Below are 16873 nucleotides of genomic sequence, written 5' to 3' on the forward strand. Positions count from 1 at the left end.
ATCGTTTATAGATCATATATCAGGAATCGTTTCCGGTAATTAAAGTGAGGTCATATCATCATGGGTAAAGATCAAAAAGTCACGATTAAGGATGTTGCAGAACATGCGGGTGTAGGTATCGCGACGGTATCCAGAGCCATCAACAATTCCGAAGGCATTAGCAGCAAGACGAGAGATCGGATCATACAAGCTATTGAAGAATTAGGATTTGTTCCGAATACGTCTGCACAAAGTCTGAAGATTCGTCAGACGAATCAGATTGCACTCGTTGTGCCTGATATTCGCAACGCAATCATTCCTGAAATATCTTGGTCGGTTGAACAAACAGCGAAGCAGCACGGCTACCACGTTGTTCAGATTAATACCGCCGGTAATGCACGCACAGAACTAGAAACGATTCGCACGATCAAAAAATTGCATGTTGACGGACTTATATTCATGCCACTCGCCTATCCGAAAACCTTGCCAAATCTTATCGACAAGGCTCCACTGCCTATTTCTCTGATTAATTATGGCAAAAAACTCGAACCAGGTATGAAAGCAGATATCGTTTCACTGTCCAAGCCGGAAGGAAAGCTCGTGATGGAGCATCTGATCAAGATCGGTCGGACACGAATCGCATATGCCGGAGCGCCAAAAGATATTATTGAGGAACGTTATCGAGCTTACGAACAGGCACTTGGGCAAGTCGATATCTCTCTCGTATATTTCGGGGAAGACTTCTCATTGAACACAGGAGCTAATGCGGCAGACTATTTCTATGGATTAACTCATATGCCGGATGCGGTGTACGCCATTAATGACATGGTTGCCATTGGGCTTGTGAATCGCTTCAAAGAGTTGGGAGTACGTGTACCAGAGGATGTTGCTGTTGTAGGTGTAGATAATAACCAATGGACTACAGTCACGTCGCCACAGATTAGTTCTGTTTCCATTATGGGTGAGGAGGTTGCTAGGCTAGCGACTGAATTGCTGTTAAAACGAATTCGAGATCGCCATACCGAGGATTATGAACATATTCAATTTGAACCACGTCTAATCGTGCGAGAATCCAGTCTTGCCATGATTCGGACTACCGACCCTCATAAAAGATAACCACAGAACAAAGAGTCGGAATATGCTTCCGACTCTCACACGAACAGGAATATCAATTTAACGAGCAAGCTCGTCAGGATCACGGCTACCGTCACTTGGATCACTGCACGTAATTTGTATACAAACTGGTCTAGCTTAAATTGGTCAGTAGTAGATAATGAAAAAACTATCGCATAGAAAGCAAGTATGAAAAATGTCGTTAATATAAATGATAGTAAGCCTATTTTGCCTGTAGCAAGTGCTAGAACCCAGATCAAATAATACGCAACAAGAAGACTTCGTTGCCAGACCACCTGCATCTTATCACTCCCTCTGGTATGTAATTACTCTGTTGAATCGTTCGATAAGTAAACCGAGTACTATGTATATATTTACGTTTATTTATACATATGGTTTCATATTATTCCATTTTTAGGTGTAGTTTCGGTTCATTTCTGCATAAGACATCGGGATATCCCTTCTACAAGCAGTCTGAGTTTAGCCCCCGTTACTCTTCAGACATAATAATGTAGCCTCAATACTTTGCTCGACAAATGAACGATCAGGTACTGATTTCATCATGACGGTCAACCCAATCATCGACACAACGAGTGACTGTGCAATGGAAGTGGCATGTAGATGACTGGATATCTCCCCGGAACGCTGACCACGCTCAATCAATTCCTGGAAAAGTACTGCCAGATACATCTGATGCTCACGTGTCAGAACCGCAAACTTGGGATCATGAGGCGCAAGTTCAACCATCGTATTAATGCAAAAGCAACCATGCCGAGGATCAGTAACGTCCCCCTCAGACCCAATATGCTCAAAGAGTCTTCGAAACGCCTCTATCACACTCTCTCCCTGTTGGAGCATCGCCCGAACTTTCGCTGCATGCTGGGTTGTATACCTGCGTAGTGCCGTTTCAAACAATTCCTTCTTATCTCCAAACGCAGCATATAAGCTGGGGCGCTGAATCCCCATGCCTGTTGTAAGGTCACTAAGTGACGCAGCCTCGTATCCTTTATCCCAAAAAATATGCATTGCAGCGTCAAGCGCTCGATCGAGATCAAATTCCCGCTGTCTTGCCATTTCAACACCTCTTTTTTTATATCGATAGGTACAAATAAAAACATATCTTTCACTATAGTACATGTCAAACAAGTTTATCATTTTGTCTAGTTCAATTTATAGTAAAATAATAAATCAATTGACTTCCTTCTAAAATGTGGAGTATGTTTTACATAAATATTATGTACCGATCAGTATATTATATTGAATACATACTTTATTATCTCGAAAAGGAGTCTACTATGAATACCTCAGCTCAAACGATACAACTTACCTCACAAAAACAACCCGGTATCTCCCGAATGGTCGCTTTATTATTTGCATTATGCAGCGGTCTTGCGGTCGCAAACATCTACTATGCTCAGCCTCTACTCGATTCCATGGCTCAAGAGTTTAACATCACGACTTCTTCCATAGGCATTGTAGTAACAGTAACGCAAATCTGTTATGCCATAGGTTTGTTGTTACTGGTACCTTTAGGGGATCTTCTGAATCGACGAAAACTCATCATCGTGCAAATGTCCCTATCTATACTCGCTTTAGTTGTTGTTGGAACAGCTGGGTCAAGCTCTCTTTTATTTATTGGCATGGCCATCGTTGGCCTGCTGGCTGTCGTTACACAAACTCTCGTTGCCTCTGCGGCTTCCCTTGCCGCCCCTTCGGAGCGCGGGTACATTGTAGGTTTGGTTACGAGCGGCATTGTTATTGGTATTTTGTTGGCTCGAACAGTTGCCGGGGTGTTAAACGATTGGCTCGGGTGGCGATCGGTCTATCTCGTCTCTGCCAGTTTAACCTCGCTGGGAGTGGTTGCTATGAGCCTGATCATGCCCAGACAGCAAACCAACAAAGCGAAACTTCGCTATAGCACGTTGCTGTTGTCTGTCCTTCAATTGTATCGTGACATGCGCATCTTGCGTGTACGCGGAGTGTTAGCCATGCTTGTTTTCACAGCCTTTAGTATATTGTGGACTTCCATGGTTTTGCCTCTAAGCGATTCACCGTTCAACCTTTCTCACACGGCGATTGGCGCATTCGGGCTGGCGGGTGTAGCCGGTGCACTTGCAGCTACACGAGCTGGTAAGCTCGCAGACCAAGGTCTTGGACAAAAGACCACTGGAATTTCGCTACTCCTATTGCTTGTATCTTGGCTGCCTATTAGCTATATCCATCAATCACTAGGATATCTGATCGTAGGTGTTATTCTTCTTGATCTATCTGTGCAAGCTGTACACGTAACGAACCAAAGTCTAATCTATGCAGTACATCCTGAGGCACAGAGCCGTTTAACCGCTGCGTATATGATCTTTTATTCCATTGGAAGTGCCGTCGGTTCCATCGCTTCTACACAGATGTACGCCTTAACAGGCTGGATCGGTGTATGCTGGTTAGGTGCAGGGGTGAGCGCCGCTGCTCTCGTATTTTGGATCTGGGACCGTTTCGCAACAAGGCAAGCCGCTCATGGATAAAAGCAATACGCTTTATCTTGACTGACTACTCGGCATCTAGTTTACTCGATAAAACTAGAAATAGTGTTGCCACTGGGCCAAGCAACAGGGAAAGCAGAAACCAATTTAGACCACTTCTGTTTTTCCCCTGTGCAAGTCCAGCATTAATTAAGGCAAGTGTTCCCCAGCCGACAAAATATCCATTTTCCATAAGAGATCGCTCCTTAGTTATTTTTATTTGTCCGTATATTCACATTTTGACTATTGTCATTATAGACAGGTCTGACATAACCTGACTCCACAATCATCTTCAACTTCTGATTTCGACTCTCTAAGAATGCCGTCATATATCGTTTCAATACAATTCGTTCAGCAATCCAACCCAGAACACCAAGAGGCGCCTCAAATTTAAGCGTATCGGTCATACGTGTAGTGTGATTACCCAGCTGGGTGAAGCTGTGTTCATGACGCATACTTTTGAAAGCACCGTTCAGCATCTGGTCAACAAAACGATAGGGACGCTCATACTCTGCAATCTCAGAGGTCAATCTCTGACGTACTCCTAAATGTGTCGCTTCGAAAGTTACCGTATCTCCATCCCCAATAAGACCTGTAGTCACCCCCGAAACTGCTTGTTCACGGGTATGTCCCCATACGGTCTGCGTATGTAAATCAATGTCACGAGCAGCATCGAAGCATCGTTCAATTGGAGCGTCAATGGTTATCTCCGTAACAACTTGAATCAAGTAGATCTCCCCTTTTGGATGTTCACAGTAATACTACGCTGAATCAGGATGAACTTCGTTGATAGAATCATAGGGTTCAGGGAAAGTATACCGTTCCTCGGTTGGAAGAACAATGTATTAGATGATATATGATGCCAAAAAAAGCCTCCCGGTTGTACAGGAGACTCTTTCAACTTCTTATCTATCATTCCTAATTTGCTGAAACTAGCTGTTAATAATTAAGTCGTCGATCGAGAGACTACGTTCCTTGGACAGGTCGCGGTACTGCTCTGATTCCACTTTAATCAATGGCTTGAAGATATCAGATGGATTATTCATAACAATAACCCCCTTCTCTCCATTGCTAAGCAACACTTGTTTACCAATAAAGTTAGGCAGTAAATGCTGCATTAACGCCTGAACTGGCTTTTCATTCAATTTACCGAAGCCCATGGAATAAATATCGCGCAGATTGTTGATCAAGTTAGGATTACTACTTCCGAAATCCCCAGATCTCATACTGATGTAAACATCCGCCACGGAGACGATTTGGGTATATGGGTGTATCTCGTCTTTCTTGATCTGCATTGGATATCCTGAGCCATCTTCACGTTCATGATGCTGGAGTGCAACAAGGGCTGTAGCCTCATCTCTCATGGAGCTCTTAATAATGTCATGCCCATAGATGGTGTGGCGCTGGTACTCTAACTGCTCATCTGGTGTTAAAGGCTCCGTCTTATTCCGGATGCGATGAGATACTTTGCATTTTCCGATATCGTGCAGGTATCCCCCGCGGCTAATTTGGTAACATTCCTTCGGGGAATATCCCAACCAGGTAGCCATATAGAAGGACAACAATCCAACTTGTATGGAATGTGTGTAGTTATTTACATCGTCCCGCTCCAGCATCATCAGCAAGTGAACAACGTCCTTTTGCTCATCCAAACCTTCAACCATTGGCTGTAGCGCATCGTCTACCATCGTGGCGTTAAATTTTCCCACAGTGAGTGCCTCAAGAAAAGCAGATTGATAATTATGTACGGTTTGCACAAATTGCGATTTCATTTCTTCTTCGGGAGGTATATCTCCATTCATTCTAGTCGAATGTACCGCAGCGGCTGCAAAAAATTCAGCTTCTGTAATTTCTTCCTCGCGTGGTTCGATATCCACATAGTCCACACGGTGCTGCATCAGTAAGGTAATATCCTCACTTTTTAGTACAGTCCCTTGACCCAAAACGTGTAATCCTGCATCGCTAAACGTGTCAGCAGTCAGACGATCCCCGTCTTGCAGGTTCATAATATGGATTCTCAACTCGGTATTCCCCCTGAATGTTTCATTTATAGTCAACGGCTCCCACGTAACATGGGTTCCAAAAATCCCTCTACTTCTTTATATCGAGTTTTTCGACCATTTTATCCATAGTTCTTATGACCTTAATCACAACGGGAAACACGAATATCTAAGACTTTATTCTCATGCGCATTACGATAAAAATGCTAATTCACCGCGAATTAGCTATATAATGTTAAGCGCCTTCATTTATGTATGTGAGAAGCAGCCCAAATCAAGTGTATGGACTGCTCATCGAGTTCAATCAAGTTGATTAGATCTTAATGGAAGCCAGGCTCCCACCTTTGGCAAATAAGCGTTCAATTCTTTTCTCTACCGCTGGATCAGCAATGAGTGGCGGAGCTTGATGTGGCTTCACACGTGCATCAATAATGATCTGGTCACAACCCCAATGTTTGTTCTCATATCCGCTGTTAACCCCGTACATATCATGGGATGGATTACTGCGAGTAAATGTTGCCCATAAGAAATTACTGAGGTTCTCGCTGATGAATGTGCTATCGTCGCACAAAATAATCATTGGACACGAAGACATGTCCCCCTTCTCCTTCAGCAATGTCGTAAAAGCGTCCATTTCCTTCACAGTATCTTCATAACTGATGAACGGCGACGTCTGAATGGATACAATTCCCGGCATGACCAGTTGAGGATTTTCATAACCACGGATTCCCTTCAATGTTTCAGGCACTTCCTTGCATAACTCTCTGACTGGATCTCCATAAGCTGCAAAAACAACCTTGCTCCCGCTATTCAAGCCCGTACCCGAATAATCGAGTGTATCCATTGTTGTATTCGTATAGAAATGGATATCTCTCTTCAGATTTAACCGCTCTAAGATATAAGTCAGGAATTCAACCTCCCGATGGGTGCTCAGCGGTTGTTGATCCTCAGCTGTAATAAATAGATACTTCGCTAAACTAAGCTGTCCTGTACCCAGAATGCGATTAGCGATGGTCAGTAGCTCTGTGGGTTGTTTGACCACTTGGTACGGTGTATAGCGCTCACTTCCAATGGCAAACAAGAGCGGGTGTACACCCGCAGCATCGACGGCATGTACTTCTTTAACACCTGGAATCTCCTGCTTGATTGCGTCACCTGTTATTTCGTGAATCAAGTCACCAAATGCCGTATCCTCCTGCGGTGGACGACCAACGACAGTAAATGGCCAAATCGCATTCGGTTTAGCATACACCTTGTGCACTCTCATTAGTGGGAACTCATGTGTGAGACTGTAGTATCCAAGATGGTCACCGAAGGGTCCCTCAGGTTTCGTTTCTCCAGGATAAATATCTCCTGTAATGACAAAATCCGCATCGTTACTGATGCAATAACCATCCTTGTAACTATACCGGAAACGGCGTCCGGCAAGCAGTCCGGCAAAGGTCATCTCACTGAGTCCTTCGGGCAGCGGCATTACAGCAGATAACGTATGCGCAGGTGGTCCACCGATGAAAATGCTGACTTTCAGTGGCTCTCCCTTTTTGACCGCTTTCGCCTGATGCACACCGATTCCCCGATGAATCTGGTAATGCAATCCGATCTCCTTGTTCATGTCATACTCATTACCACTAAGCTGTACACGGTACATCCCTAAGTTGGAGTTCATAATGCCCGGTTTGTCTGGATCTTCCGAATAGACTTGCGGCAACGTAACAAATGCGCCTCCATCCATCGGCCAATGCTTAATCAATGGCAAATCAGAGATTTGAATCTCCTGAGCAGACACCGGCAAGCTAATCGATTTTTGCTTAGGCAACGCTTGCCAAGCAGCCAGAGCTGTCCCCATATGGGCAAAAGGCCTTTTCAAAGCTTTCATCGGGTCTCCCCGTACCTCCATGACACGTTGCACACCTTCAAGCGTCTCACGGAATAGAAATTTACTACGTTCCATGTTGCCAAAAAGGTTGGAAAGTGCCCGGAACTTAGAACCTTTTACCTGTTCAAATAACAACGCAGGCCCTTGAGCTTCAAACACTTTCATATGAATCGCTGCCATCTCTAGATCCGGATCAACCTCTTCCTTCACACGAATTAGATGTCCATGCTGTTCCAGATCGTTAATACAATCTTCCATATTGCGATATTTCATCGGACGGCTCCATTCTTCAATAGATTCTGAGATAAGATTATATAATTATTGTTATGTTCAACTATTCACATACATTAGCAGACGTGTACCTGGCACAGCCTGAATGCACGATGTGCTTTGAGCAGCTTCACTACAAAGCTCTCCATATTAAACCATTTATCAGTTTCTATATTTGATTTAATCAGGGATTGATATTAATCGGAATGATTCTATCTATCTCTTTACATACAAATAATTCATTAGAGTTGTGAATCGGATTCAACTACTCTATATTATCAGATGTCCTGCTGCTTCGACAAACGCAATATGATTGGGCAACGGTGTAACTGTGACCCTTTACTACATCGGAACAAAAAAAGCCTCGCCCCTATCGGGACGAGCACTCTCTTTAAATTCTATCAAGTATATTAAGCATACTCTTTTACTTAAATAAGCCCTGCCTTGCTCAATAGGCGTTTGACAATAGCTACGGTTTGAGAACGACTAATGGATGAATTCGCCATTAATTTGCCGTCACTGCCTTCTACCAAACCTTGTTTAATGGCAGATGCCACCGGATCTGCAGCCCACGTCTGTACGTTATTTCCATCGGTATAGGAATTCAACAGAGCAGCCGTCTCAGATGAGGAAGCTTGCTCCAATTCCACTAGATTCATGGCACGAGATATGATCGTTAATGCTTCTGCACGTGTAATAACACCACTTGGACGGAAGCTATCATCTGAATAACCGTTCACTAGACCATAGGAAACTGCCGTCTGAACTTCATCTGCATACCAACTACTCTCTGAAACATCGGAGAATGCAATTGCTCCTGTTCCCTTTGGAGTATGCAACCCAAGACTACGCAGAAGAACTGCCGTGAACTCTGCTCGTGTAATGCTGCGATCTGGCGCAAAAGTGCCTTCGTTTGTACCTTGGATAATCATACGGGAAGCAAGATCCTCCACATCGTTACGACTCCAATGTGATGCGATATCATCAAATGTCGCCTGATGATACACTAATGCGTATGTGCTATTGGTCAGACTGTTAATAACAGCTGAGTAGTGACCGTCTGTATTGCTTACTTTGGTAGGTACATGAAGCACACTTCCGTCAGATAGAAGCACCACACCTGTCGTGATTTTGGTAGGATCAATATCATCCGGTAAAGTAATGGTACGTTCAACATACGTATCGAACTGATTCACTTGAACTTGCTTCTCACCTACAGTTGCCCTAACTTCAAAATCGATAGGTGAACCAACGATGCTAGTGTTACTTTGTTTGGCTGCAGCAGCTTCCACAGTGGCTTTGGTTGTGTCAGAGCTTTTGGAAACCGTCAGCTGAATTACGATATTTTCTAGCGAAGAGCCCGCTCCCAGTTCAGACGCAAGTCGATCGATTTGCAGCTGGTTCGCCGGAAGTGTATAAGTACCAAAATCCGTTTGGAGAATAAGCTCTGCATCTTTTCCATCCATCGCCTTCACCAGTTTACCATTCAGTTCACCAACTACTTTGTCAGCACCTGTGCCAGTAATTGGGAGCATGACCGATCTTAGTCCACTGCCGATTTGAGTAATAACCTTCTCATTATCCACCTTTACAGTAGTCGTTATCTGATTGCCAATAGTCGATGTGGAAGCCGTTGCCGACTGTTCTTGTTTTTGTCCATTAACATAAATATCTACACCTTTGGTTACTGCAGGCGTTGTAGGAGTCGTCGTAATTGCCGGCGATGTTGTACTTGTAGATGGTGTTCCACCTGTAGAAGATGTAGGTGGTGTAGATGGGTTCGTTGGTGTAGGCGTGCCCGAATTACCACCACCAGATGAACCTCCACCTGTAACCGTAATCGCTCCGCCGGACCATTCAGCTGGTTGTTCGTAGATCGAATTGGTAAAGTTCCAGTGCTCGGAATCATCTTTTATATTAAGTTGTTTGATTCCCGATGTTGCATTGGCTTTAGCTTTAAATTCGATATCAAATAGTTGCTGTTCAGATGAAATATTGTGATCTCCAGCCGTAAAATCTGCCCAGATAATTCTTACAAAACCGGATTGATTATCATAAAAATACTGGAAGCAACCTTCCGTATCCTCTACACAGCCAGGAAATTCATTATTGCCATATTTCGGGGTAATTCGAACAATCTCCAAAGCTGTTGAATCGTAGTCCACCTGCATATTGTAACTGGTTACCTTATTACGTTCTGGTTTTTTCAGGGTTACCGGAACATGAACCGTCTGACCTGCTTGTACACTAACATTATCAATCTGAACTTTAAACGACTCCGATGGTGCCGCTCCTACGCTACTCGGTATTGCGAGCGATGAAAGAAGTGAGAGAGCAATCAAGCCAGACATCGTTTTTTTGACTTTTACACGCTTCTTACTCGGTTGAATCATGTGATAACCTCCGTGATAATTTTATAAATTGAAAAGAATATATACTCTGCTTAGATTGGTGACCACGTTGTAAATGTCCAAGGTTCCTTACCTGATCCAGTTCCGATACTCGGCCCTTCAACAAGTGAACCATCTCCGTTGTCAAAGTATAGGAAATCTGCGGGAATTTCAACTGAATATCTTGTATAAGGCTCCAAATCCTTTAGGAAAACAATTAACTTTTCACCATTTATTACATACTCTTCGGTCGAGTTATAGCTTGCTACTACATCACCTGTAGTTGCATCTTTAATCACAAATCCAATAAAAGGTTGATGAGTATGAATCATCTTGTCATAAGTAATTTCTATCATTCCAAAGGTACTCACGTTTTCCGTCCCATTTGCAGGCGATAAACTTTGCACTTTGACGCTTGACTCCGTCTTACTTACCGTAGTAGACGCTTTTACGGTCACAGGTTTCCCTTCTCCACCATAATTTGATCTAGGCGTAATTTTTAATGAAAGTTGTCTGCCTTCATCTTCTGGTCGAATCAGATACTCTCTTGATGCGGCTTCAGCAATCGCATGTTCTACTCCCTGATCATCCGTCCAGTACCATTGAAACTCTGTATGAGACTCTACAGCATCACTATTTTCTAAATCCCAATATTCGTAGTTCCCAGTTACTGTGCTTCCTACTTTCAGATCACCTGAAAGTTTAGCATCAAGCGCAAATGGTCCATCTTCGACCTGCTGGAATGTAAGGACATAGTGGTTATCCTTAGCACCAAGCTCTTTCTTGGTGTAACCTTGCATCAACGCATGTACATCGTCTAATTTCACTTTTCCGTCTCGATTAACATCCATCCGATTCAATTCCACTTGGTTATACGAACGTCTGAATATCTCATTACGGATGTGAGAGAGAATCTGAGTTGCATCGGTTGAGTTAACCTTGCCATCATAGTTGGCATCACCTTTTTTACTGATGTACAGTTTAATTTGATCCGTTACTTTCTCTTCAGAATCAATATAATTTGCACTTAGTGAAATTGTAATTTCACCATCTTGTAGAGGCTCCACAATTAAATTACCAGAGGATTCAAACACTCTTGCTACATGTGAGTCTTCGGTAGAAACACTTATGTTGCTAAAAGAATTGTCTGGAAAATGGCTAGACAGATCAATAGAAATAACTTCATCATTAAGTACGTTGATAGGAACATGGTTCATGATATAGTCCGTATTATTTAAAGCTTTAGATGATGTATTAAGCCAGCTAATATCATCGTTTAGAACCGGTTGAGAAATAATAATTCCGTTCCCACCAGCATCAGCATTAGCCTGAGGAAGTGATGCACCTACCGGTAAAGCAATGCTCAAGCCGAGCGCAGTTAACATGCTTTTTCTCATCAACGGAGCAAGTTGTTTTTTGTCTGTTTTCCCCTTCACGTTCATGTTCCTCCTTGATTAACCTTCAAATTTGAACAACTATATGCTCAGTATAGAGAGCAATTCTGGACCAATTCTGAACATCAAATTTCTTCATTTTCCAAGTAATAACGACAAAAAGCGCCACGAACATTCAGTTCGTAACGCATAATTTATAATTCAGATGCTATAAAAGGTTTTTATTCCCAATAAATTTATATAAATATATTTTTTCAGCAGATCTTTTAGATTCCTTCAACAATCCGTTTAACGCGTGTACGAGCCTCGTGAAATAGTATTTCTTCATCAATCGTAAGCAGCTGTCTGCCCTTCATCAAGATTTTACCGTTCACAATGGTTGTATCTACATCTGCACCGTTCACACTGTAGGCTACGAGAGACTCCAGATTATGGACAGGCTGCAGATGTGGTTTTAACAGATCTATCAAAATGATATCCGCTTTACGTCCTACTTCCAATACTCCCACCTGCTCTTCAAGATTTAACAATTCTGCACTCCCACGGGTAGCCATCTGCAGCACCTTTTGTGCTGGTAAACGCGTAGGATCACCGTAATCGAGTTTTTGCAACCAGGTTGCTGCCTTGATCTCCTCGAACATATCGACCGTTGTTGCACTACCTGCCCCATCCGTGCCAAGTCCAACTTGAATTCCTTGTGCCATCATCTCGGTAATAGGGGCAATGCCACAGCCGAGCTTCAGATTACTTACCGGGTTATGGGATACCCCTCCACGCATGCCCTTTAACCTACCGATATCTTGCTGATCCAAATGAATAGCGTGAGCTAACAGCAGATGTGCCTGCTCGAACATTCCTAGATTCTCAAGATATTCGGTTGGGGTCATCCCATATCTCTCCTGGATCTTGATCACTTCTTCTCTCGTCTCTGCCAGATGAATATGGATGGGGACATCTTCCTTCACCGCCATGGCGATCACATCCCGTAGCGGTTCTGGTGCACAGGTATAAGGGGAGTGTGGTCCGTACATGGTTGTAATTCGCCCTTCCGCCTTACCCGACCAACGCTGTACAAGATCAATGGCTTCCTGCAACCTGCGTCCACCATCATCCTCCATAAACACCATACCTCGTGTTAACGAAGCTCGAATCCCGGTTAACGTCACAGCCTCTGCGATCTCATTCATGTGTACGTACATATCGGCATATGTTGTTGTGCCTGATCTAATCATCTCAGCATGGGATAACTGCGCGCCCCAGTAAATATCTTCAGGAGTCATATTCGCTTCTGCAGGCAGCATTTTGCGATCTAACCAGTCCATAAGCTTCAGATCATCCGAGAAACCACGCAATAAACTCATTGGGGAATGTTGATGCGCATTTATTAATCCAGGCATGGCTAGCATGTCTTTTCCACGAATCACTTCTTCTCCCGGTTGACTGGTGATATGCTTCGCAATCTCAACAATCCGATCTCCTTCAACACGAATATCCCCCATAAAGGGGGCATCGTTATCGTTCATCGTCATAATCATCGCTTGCTGAATCAATATACTCATTCTATACACAGCTCCTCTTCGTTTGGTTTCGATCTTCCAAACTGAGGATAAGCCTTAACGTAACGTGAAGGTCAAGAAAGAAATGGGATACGAGCAATCATCGACGACCCCTTACTTTGCGGTCTTTTGTGAAAGTACGCCAATAAGATTTTTCTTAGGTTAAGCGCTTAGATGTTATTGTCCGAAATTTCTGAATGAAGGGCTTGGGATCGATTTTGACCATATATGGATAAACCCCAGTACTTGTATGCAGATAAAAGAAACCACCCTCATTCCCCATTCTGCGAAAGGACATGTCGAACACTTCTGTAATCTTAAACTCGCGATACTGAGTTACAATCTTGTCTTCGTATAGGATCATCGAACGGTCACTGGATACGATTTCCTGTGCGAGACTTGTCAATTCTCTCTGTATTTTGTAATAAGGTAATACAGCAATCGTGCTCATGATCTCCCTCCGTCCTCGCATCATCTTGAAGTTATGATAACAGAAGTCGAAGGGGTTGAGCAAAATCAGCCTATATACTAACTAATCCTCGTTGTAATCTGGAGTGGTGTATGAAGCACACGCTGTATATCCTGAATGGAGAGCGCCTGCTCGATATGAAATACACCGGGGGAAAGCTTCTCTTGATACATCTTTTCCGCCGTAGCTGCTGCAACCGCTGCCGTCACATCCGCTTCGCGCTGTCCAACAATAAGCTGCTGCATTACAATAGGTTTTCCACTCGTCCATCCTTTTGCGTCCACCTTAACAGCATACATTTCTTCGCCGCCTGGAATCAGACCAAATGCCTTAACCGTAGCATTACGAATCGAAGAAATACGCAACAATCGGAATATCCCTAAACGTTTGGCAAGTGACATCGCTTTTGTAATCCATCGTGAGTCCAGACACAGCCTGGTAGAAACCGTTGGAATCTGTAATGTACGAGCTACGACATGCTGGTCAGAGAAATTAAATCGATACGCTTTTCTGCGTCCAAGTTGTTCTCCAAAATCAATCCATCTGCCATCGTCAAAACTATCTACCTCCGCATACTCTCCCTTCTGGGTAACCTGATATGTCGTATTCATCTGATCCACCGTCCACTCCACGGCTGCTTTTCCATGTTTTTCACCAAGACCTAACATCACCGTAATATTTACTTCATCCGTCTGATCCATGCCATCTACAGCTTCACGAACGAGTAGATTGGTGACTCCAGGTGATAGCCCAACACTCAACATCGCCGTCGCTTGTTTAGCCTGCATATGTTCGTGTAATCGTTCTACTTGAGCCAAAAAATCGTATTTCGCTGTAATATCCATATAATCTGTTCCTGCCTCCGCACATGCTTCGACAAAATGAGTATGCATCTGATCTACACACATCACCACAAGCTTAACCGTAGATAACATCACAGGATCGATATGCTTTCTTACATCAAGCTGGAGCGGAAGGACAGCTCCATTCGTAGATCGACTGAATTCCTCAGCCCGATTCAACCTCGGACCCACAGCCCATACCTTTCCAGGGAAAGCTTGCCCTAGCTGAGTACATATCATTTGCCCAACCTGTCCATACCCACCTACTACCCAGATTTGATCCTTAACCGTTTCAACCTTAGATGCGTCTTGCATAATAACCCTCCACCCAGAACGACCCGAAATATCGTGTAATATCGGTAAACCCGCATTCCTGTAGCAACTGAATCATCACCTCAGATGATATAGGATCTGACTCTTGACCTAAGGAATCAGCGAATCGTTCCCATTCATCCACTGTTATTCCGGCATGCAGCATATGTTCTCGCCAAGCGTTCATAATCGTTGCATTGGCGGGTGCATGTAGGTCGGCATTAACGGCAGCAATGACGAGTGGTGCTCCAGACTTGAGTTTAGCCGCAAGACTATGCAGTAAACGTTTTTTCGCTTCCAGACCCTGAATAAAATGAAGCATTAGCATACAGGTAGCGCCATCGTACATCACCTCTTCCAACATCGCTTCAATGGAAGTCATACGAAGGTCTACTCTAGATTCCAACTTCAATTCAGCGACCCGTCTTGCAGCAAGTTGAAGCATGGGTTCTGATAGATCTATACCTGTAAAAGACCATTCAGGATGACGATTTCCGAGCAGTGTGATCTCTTTCCCACCGCCAGCCCCAACAATGATCAATCTAGCTTGTGGTTGATTCATTAGCGAAGCAGCAAGCAGCCTTTCCATTAGGTCATGCATGTGCGCATAACCTGGGATTTTCATCGCTATTGATTGTTCGTAACGATTCTCGTCCGCTGTATCCCAGCTCATTCGTTGTGAATCATCGTTCTCTCTCATATGTGCTTTACACTCCTTGTTGAGAATCTATAATTAACAAACGAGGAAGATCGTTACTTCTGACATGGCTTTATGAAGTAAACGTTTAGAAGAAACGCATGCATTTGAAGCAGACTTCTCACTTGAGAAGTCCTTAGCTTAGCTTAGCTTCTTCCCTTCATCCTGCTCTCTTCGTTCCCGTGTTAAATATGGCGTTAACTGATATACTTTCATTATAGAAGCATGATCCACGCACTCCTATCCCAGAACATTGGGATTCTTAGGAGAAAGGAGCAACAAGAATGAACATACCTACCGGACGGAAAGAGCAATCCATCACCTATCTTGAAAAAGAAACCTGGACCTCTCGTACTTACCGCGAGGCAGCTCTCCAACATATCCAAACTCGGATAACTTATGATGCATATTGCTTCACAACGGTTGATCCCCATACCCTTCTCTCGACAGGTGCCGTTACGGAAGATGGCATTGAGGCCATACACGATCGTCTTTTCTTGAATGAATATACGGAAGAAGACCTCCATAAATATGCGGATATGATTCGTTTGGGCAAACATACAGCTATTCTTCGCGCCGCTTTAGATGAAACAACTGAACGTAGTGCTCGCTACGAAACGATTTTGAAACCAGCGGGATTCAGTGATGAACTACGTACTGTCTTGATCTGTGATGGTGCTTGCTGGGGATACCTAACCTTATATCGTAGGACGGAAACTGGCCTATTTATGGAGGAGGAACGTGTACTTTTGCAGGAGTGGACAGGCTCTCTTGCACGAATGCTGCGTAAGACTCAGCAGAGTCTTATGGATGAGATCCTGAACGGGAGTCCTCAAGAACCCGGGATTATGGTTGTATCGGATGGTTTCAAATTGTTGTCACTGAATGAAGCTGCCGAACATTGGCTGACACAATTACGTGCGCTGGAGCAATTAGAAGATGACGTGATTCCCCGTCCAGTCCGTGCTGTCAGTTCTCATCTACTAAGTCGCCTACTGCGTCCATCTAGTCTGAATACGGGTTCCGAACCCAGTACAGCCTTTACCTCGCAGTCCAAGGCTTGTATCCAACTGTTAGATGGTCGGTATCTTGTGCTTCATGCTACTCGTATGCGAACACTAGACGGCTCTGGACAGATTGCTATCCGTTTAGAACAAGCCATGCCACAGGATTTACTCCCCCTACTCGCAGACAGTCATGGGTTATCTCATCGTGAACGGGAACTGCTCGGATATGTTCTTCGCAGCTATTCCTCCAAAGAAATCGCTGCAGCGATGTTCATCTCGGCGTATACCGTACAGGATCATCTAAAATCTATATTTGCGAAAACAGGTGTCTATTCACGCCGTGAGCTAATCTGGTTTTTCATTTCCCGTTTTCATCTAAGCGACAATCAAATGAATTAAAAAAGAAGCCTACTCCGCTCTTGGGATAGGCTTCTTACTCATCAAGCATAGGT

Annotated in this window: 15 protein-coding genes; 3 read left to right on the forward strand and 12 right to left on the reverse strand. The window is 43.8% G+C overall.

Annotation, left to right across the window (positions count from 1 at the left end; genetic code table 11):
- Positions 1–60 precede the first annotated feature (60 nt).
- Entirely contained in the window at positions 61–1095 is a 1035-nt protein-coding gene (locus MH215_RS06205) for a LacI family DNA-binding transcriptional regulator (protein ID WP_239289172.1), read from the forward strand.
- A gap of 35 nt (positions 1096–1130) precedes the next feature.
- On the opposite strand, the gene MH215_RS06210 is transcribed toward MH215_RS06205, so the two are convergent.
- Both MH215_RS06210 and MH215_RS06215 read right to left on the reverse strand, forming a co-directional pair.
- Complete coding sequence (locus MH215_RS06210) at positions 1131–1394, reverse strand: hypothetical protein (protein ID WP_239289173.1); 264 nt, start codon at positions 1392–1394, stop codon at positions 1131–1133.
- Positions 1395–1572: 178 nt separating this feature from the next.
- Positions 1573–2166: a TetR/AcrR family transcriptional regulator gene (locus MH215_RS06215; protein ID WP_239289175.1), complete on the reverse strand. Its 594-nt coding sequence runs from the start codon at positions 2164–2166 to the stop codon at positions 1573–1575.
- A 221-nt stretch (positions 2167–2387) separates the two neighbouring features.
- Between MH215_RS06215 and MH215_RS06220 the strand changes: the two genes are divergently transcribed.
- Positions 2388–3611, forward strand: a complete 1224-nt coding sequence (locus tag MH215_RS06220) for an MFS transporter (protein ID WP_239289176.1) — start codon at positions 2388–2390, stop codon at positions 3609–3611.
- 25 nt (positions 3612–3636) lie between these two features.
- Here MH215_RS06220 and MH215_RS06225 read toward each other — a convergent pair whose 3' ends face one another.
- The 10 genes from MH215_RS06225 to MH215_RS06270 form a co-directional block, all read right to left on the reverse strand.
- On the reverse strand, positions 3637–3801 hold the full coding sequence (locus MH215_RS06225) for a hypothetical protein (protein ID WP_239289177.1): 165 nt from the start codon (positions 3799–3801) through the stop codon (positions 3637–3639).
- A gap of 13 nt (positions 3802–3814) precedes the next feature.
- Positions 3815–4336 (reverse strand): SRPBCC family protein, encoded by a 522-nt coding sequence (locus tag MH215_RS06230; RefSeq protein WP_239289178.1) that lies wholly within the window; start codon positions 4334–4336, stop codon positions 3815–3817.
- 204 nt (positions 4337–4540) lie between these two features.
- Complete coding sequence (locus tag MH215_RS06235) at positions 4541–5629, reverse strand: HD-GYP domain-containing protein (protein ID WP_145048497.1); 1089 nt, start codon at positions 5627–5629, stop codon at positions 4541–4543.
- A gap of 292 nt (positions 5630–5921) precedes the next feature.
- The gene (locus MH215_RS06240; protein WP_239289179.1) at positions 5922–7757 is read right to left on the reverse strand and encodes a UbiD family decarboxylase; all 1836 of its coding nucleotides are present in this window, start codon (positions 7755–7757) and stop codon (positions 5922–5924) included.
- 425 nt (positions 7758–8182) lie between these two features.
- Positions 8183–10147, reverse strand: a complete 1965-nt coding sequence (locus MH215_RS06245; protein ID WP_239289180.1) for an S-layer homology domain-containing protein — start codon at positions 10145–10147, stop codon at positions 8183–8185.
- A gap of 50 nt (positions 10148–10197) precedes the next feature.
- Positions 10198–11580, reverse strand: a complete 1383-nt coding sequence (locus tag MH215_RS06250) for an Ig-like domain-containing protein (protein WP_239289181.1) — start codon at positions 11578–11580, stop codon at positions 10198–10200.
- Between the two features lie 224 nt (positions 11581–11804).
- A complete protein-coding gene (locus MH215_RS06255) occupies positions 11805–13097 on the reverse strand; it encodes an amidohydrolase (RefSeq protein ID WP_239289182.1) in 1293 nt (430 codons plus the stop codon).
- A gap of 154 nt (positions 13098–13251) precedes the next feature.
- Complete coding sequence (locus tag MH215_RS06260) at positions 13252–13545, reverse strand: hypothetical protein (protein ID WP_056692285.1); 294 nt, start codon at positions 13543–13545, stop codon at positions 13252–13254.
- Positions 13546–13622: 77 nt separating this feature from the next.
- Positions 13623–14720: a saccharopine dehydrogenase family protein gene (locus MH215_RS06265; protein ID WP_239289184.1), complete on the reverse strand. Its 1098-nt coding sequence runs from the start codon at positions 14718–14720 to the stop codon at positions 13623–13625.
- Positions 14704–15417 (reverse strand): class I SAM-dependent methyltransferase, encoded by a 714-nt coding sequence (locus MH215_RS06270; RefSeq protein WP_239289185.1) that lies wholly within the window; start codon positions 15415–15417, stop codon positions 14704–14706. The genes MH215_RS06265 and MH215_RS06270 overlap by 17 nt, the downstream gene beginning before the upstream one ends.
- Positions 15418–15698: 281 nt before the next feature.
- Between MH215_RS06270 and MH215_RS06275 the strand changes: the two genes are divergently transcribed.
- A complete protein-coding gene (locus tag MH215_RS06275; RefSeq protein WP_239289186.1) occupies positions 15699–16820 on the forward strand; it encodes a helix-turn-helix transcriptional regulator in 1122 nt (373 codons plus the stop codon).
- The last annotated feature ends 53 nt before the right edge of the window (positions 16821–16873 follow it).

Origin of the sequence: Paenibacillus sp. ACRSA (assembly GCF_022346845.1) — a bacterium.
Classification (GTDB): Bacteria; Bacillota; Bacilli; order Paenibacillales; family Paenibacillaceae; genus Paenibacillus.

Excerpts from the sequence above, each read along its gene's own strand:
- MH215_RS06260 (WP_056692285.1), bottom strand. The coding sequence starts at position 13,545 with ATGAGCACGATTGCTGTATTACCTTATTACAAAATACAGAGAGAATTG.
- MH215_RS06210 (WP_239289173.1), bottom strand. The coding sequence starts at position 1,394 with ATGCAGGTGGTCTGGCAACGAAGTCTTCTTGTTGCGTATTATTTGATC.
- MH215_RS06270 (WP_239289185.1), bottom strand. The coding sequence starts at position 15,417 with ATGAGAGAGAACGATGATTCACAACGAATGAGCTGGGATACAGCGGAC.
- MH215_RS06240 (WP_239289179.1), bottom strand. The coding sequence starts at position 7,757 with ATGAAATATCGCAATATGGAAGATTGTATTAACGATCTGGAACAGCAT.
- MH215_RS06265 (WP_239289184.1), bottom strand. The coding sequence starts at position 14,720 with ATGCAAGACGCATCTAAGGTTGAAACGGTTAAGGATCAAATCTGGGTA.
- MH215_RS06215 (WP_239289175.1), bottom strand. The coding sequence starts at position 2,166 with ATGGCAAGACAGCGGGAATTTGATCTCGATCGAGCGCTTGACGCTGCA.
- MH215_RS06205 (WP_239289172.1), top strand. The coding sequence starts at position 61 with ATGGGTAAAGATCAAAAAGTCACGATTAAGGATGTTGCAGAACATGCG.
- MH215_RS06245 (WP_239289180.1), bottom strand. The coding sequence starts at position 10,147 with ATGATTCAACCGAGTAAGAAGCGTGTAAAAGTCAAAAAAACGATGTCT.
- MH215_RS06225 (WP_239289177.1), bottom strand. The coding sequence starts at position 3,801 with ATGGAAAATGGATATTTTGTCGGCTGGGGAACACTTGCCTTAATTAAT.
- MH215_RS06255 (WP_239289182.1), bottom strand. The coding sequence starts at position 13,097 with ATGAGTATATTGATTCAGCAAGCGATGATTATGACGATGAACGATAAC.
- MH215_RS06220 (WP_239289176.1), top strand. The coding sequence starts at position 2,388 with ATGAATACCTCAGCTCAAACGATACAACTTACCTCACAAAAACAACCC.
- MH215_RS06275 (WP_239289186.1), top strand. The coding sequence starts at position 15,699 with ATGAACATACCTACCGGACGGAAAGAGCAATCCATCACCTATCTTGAA.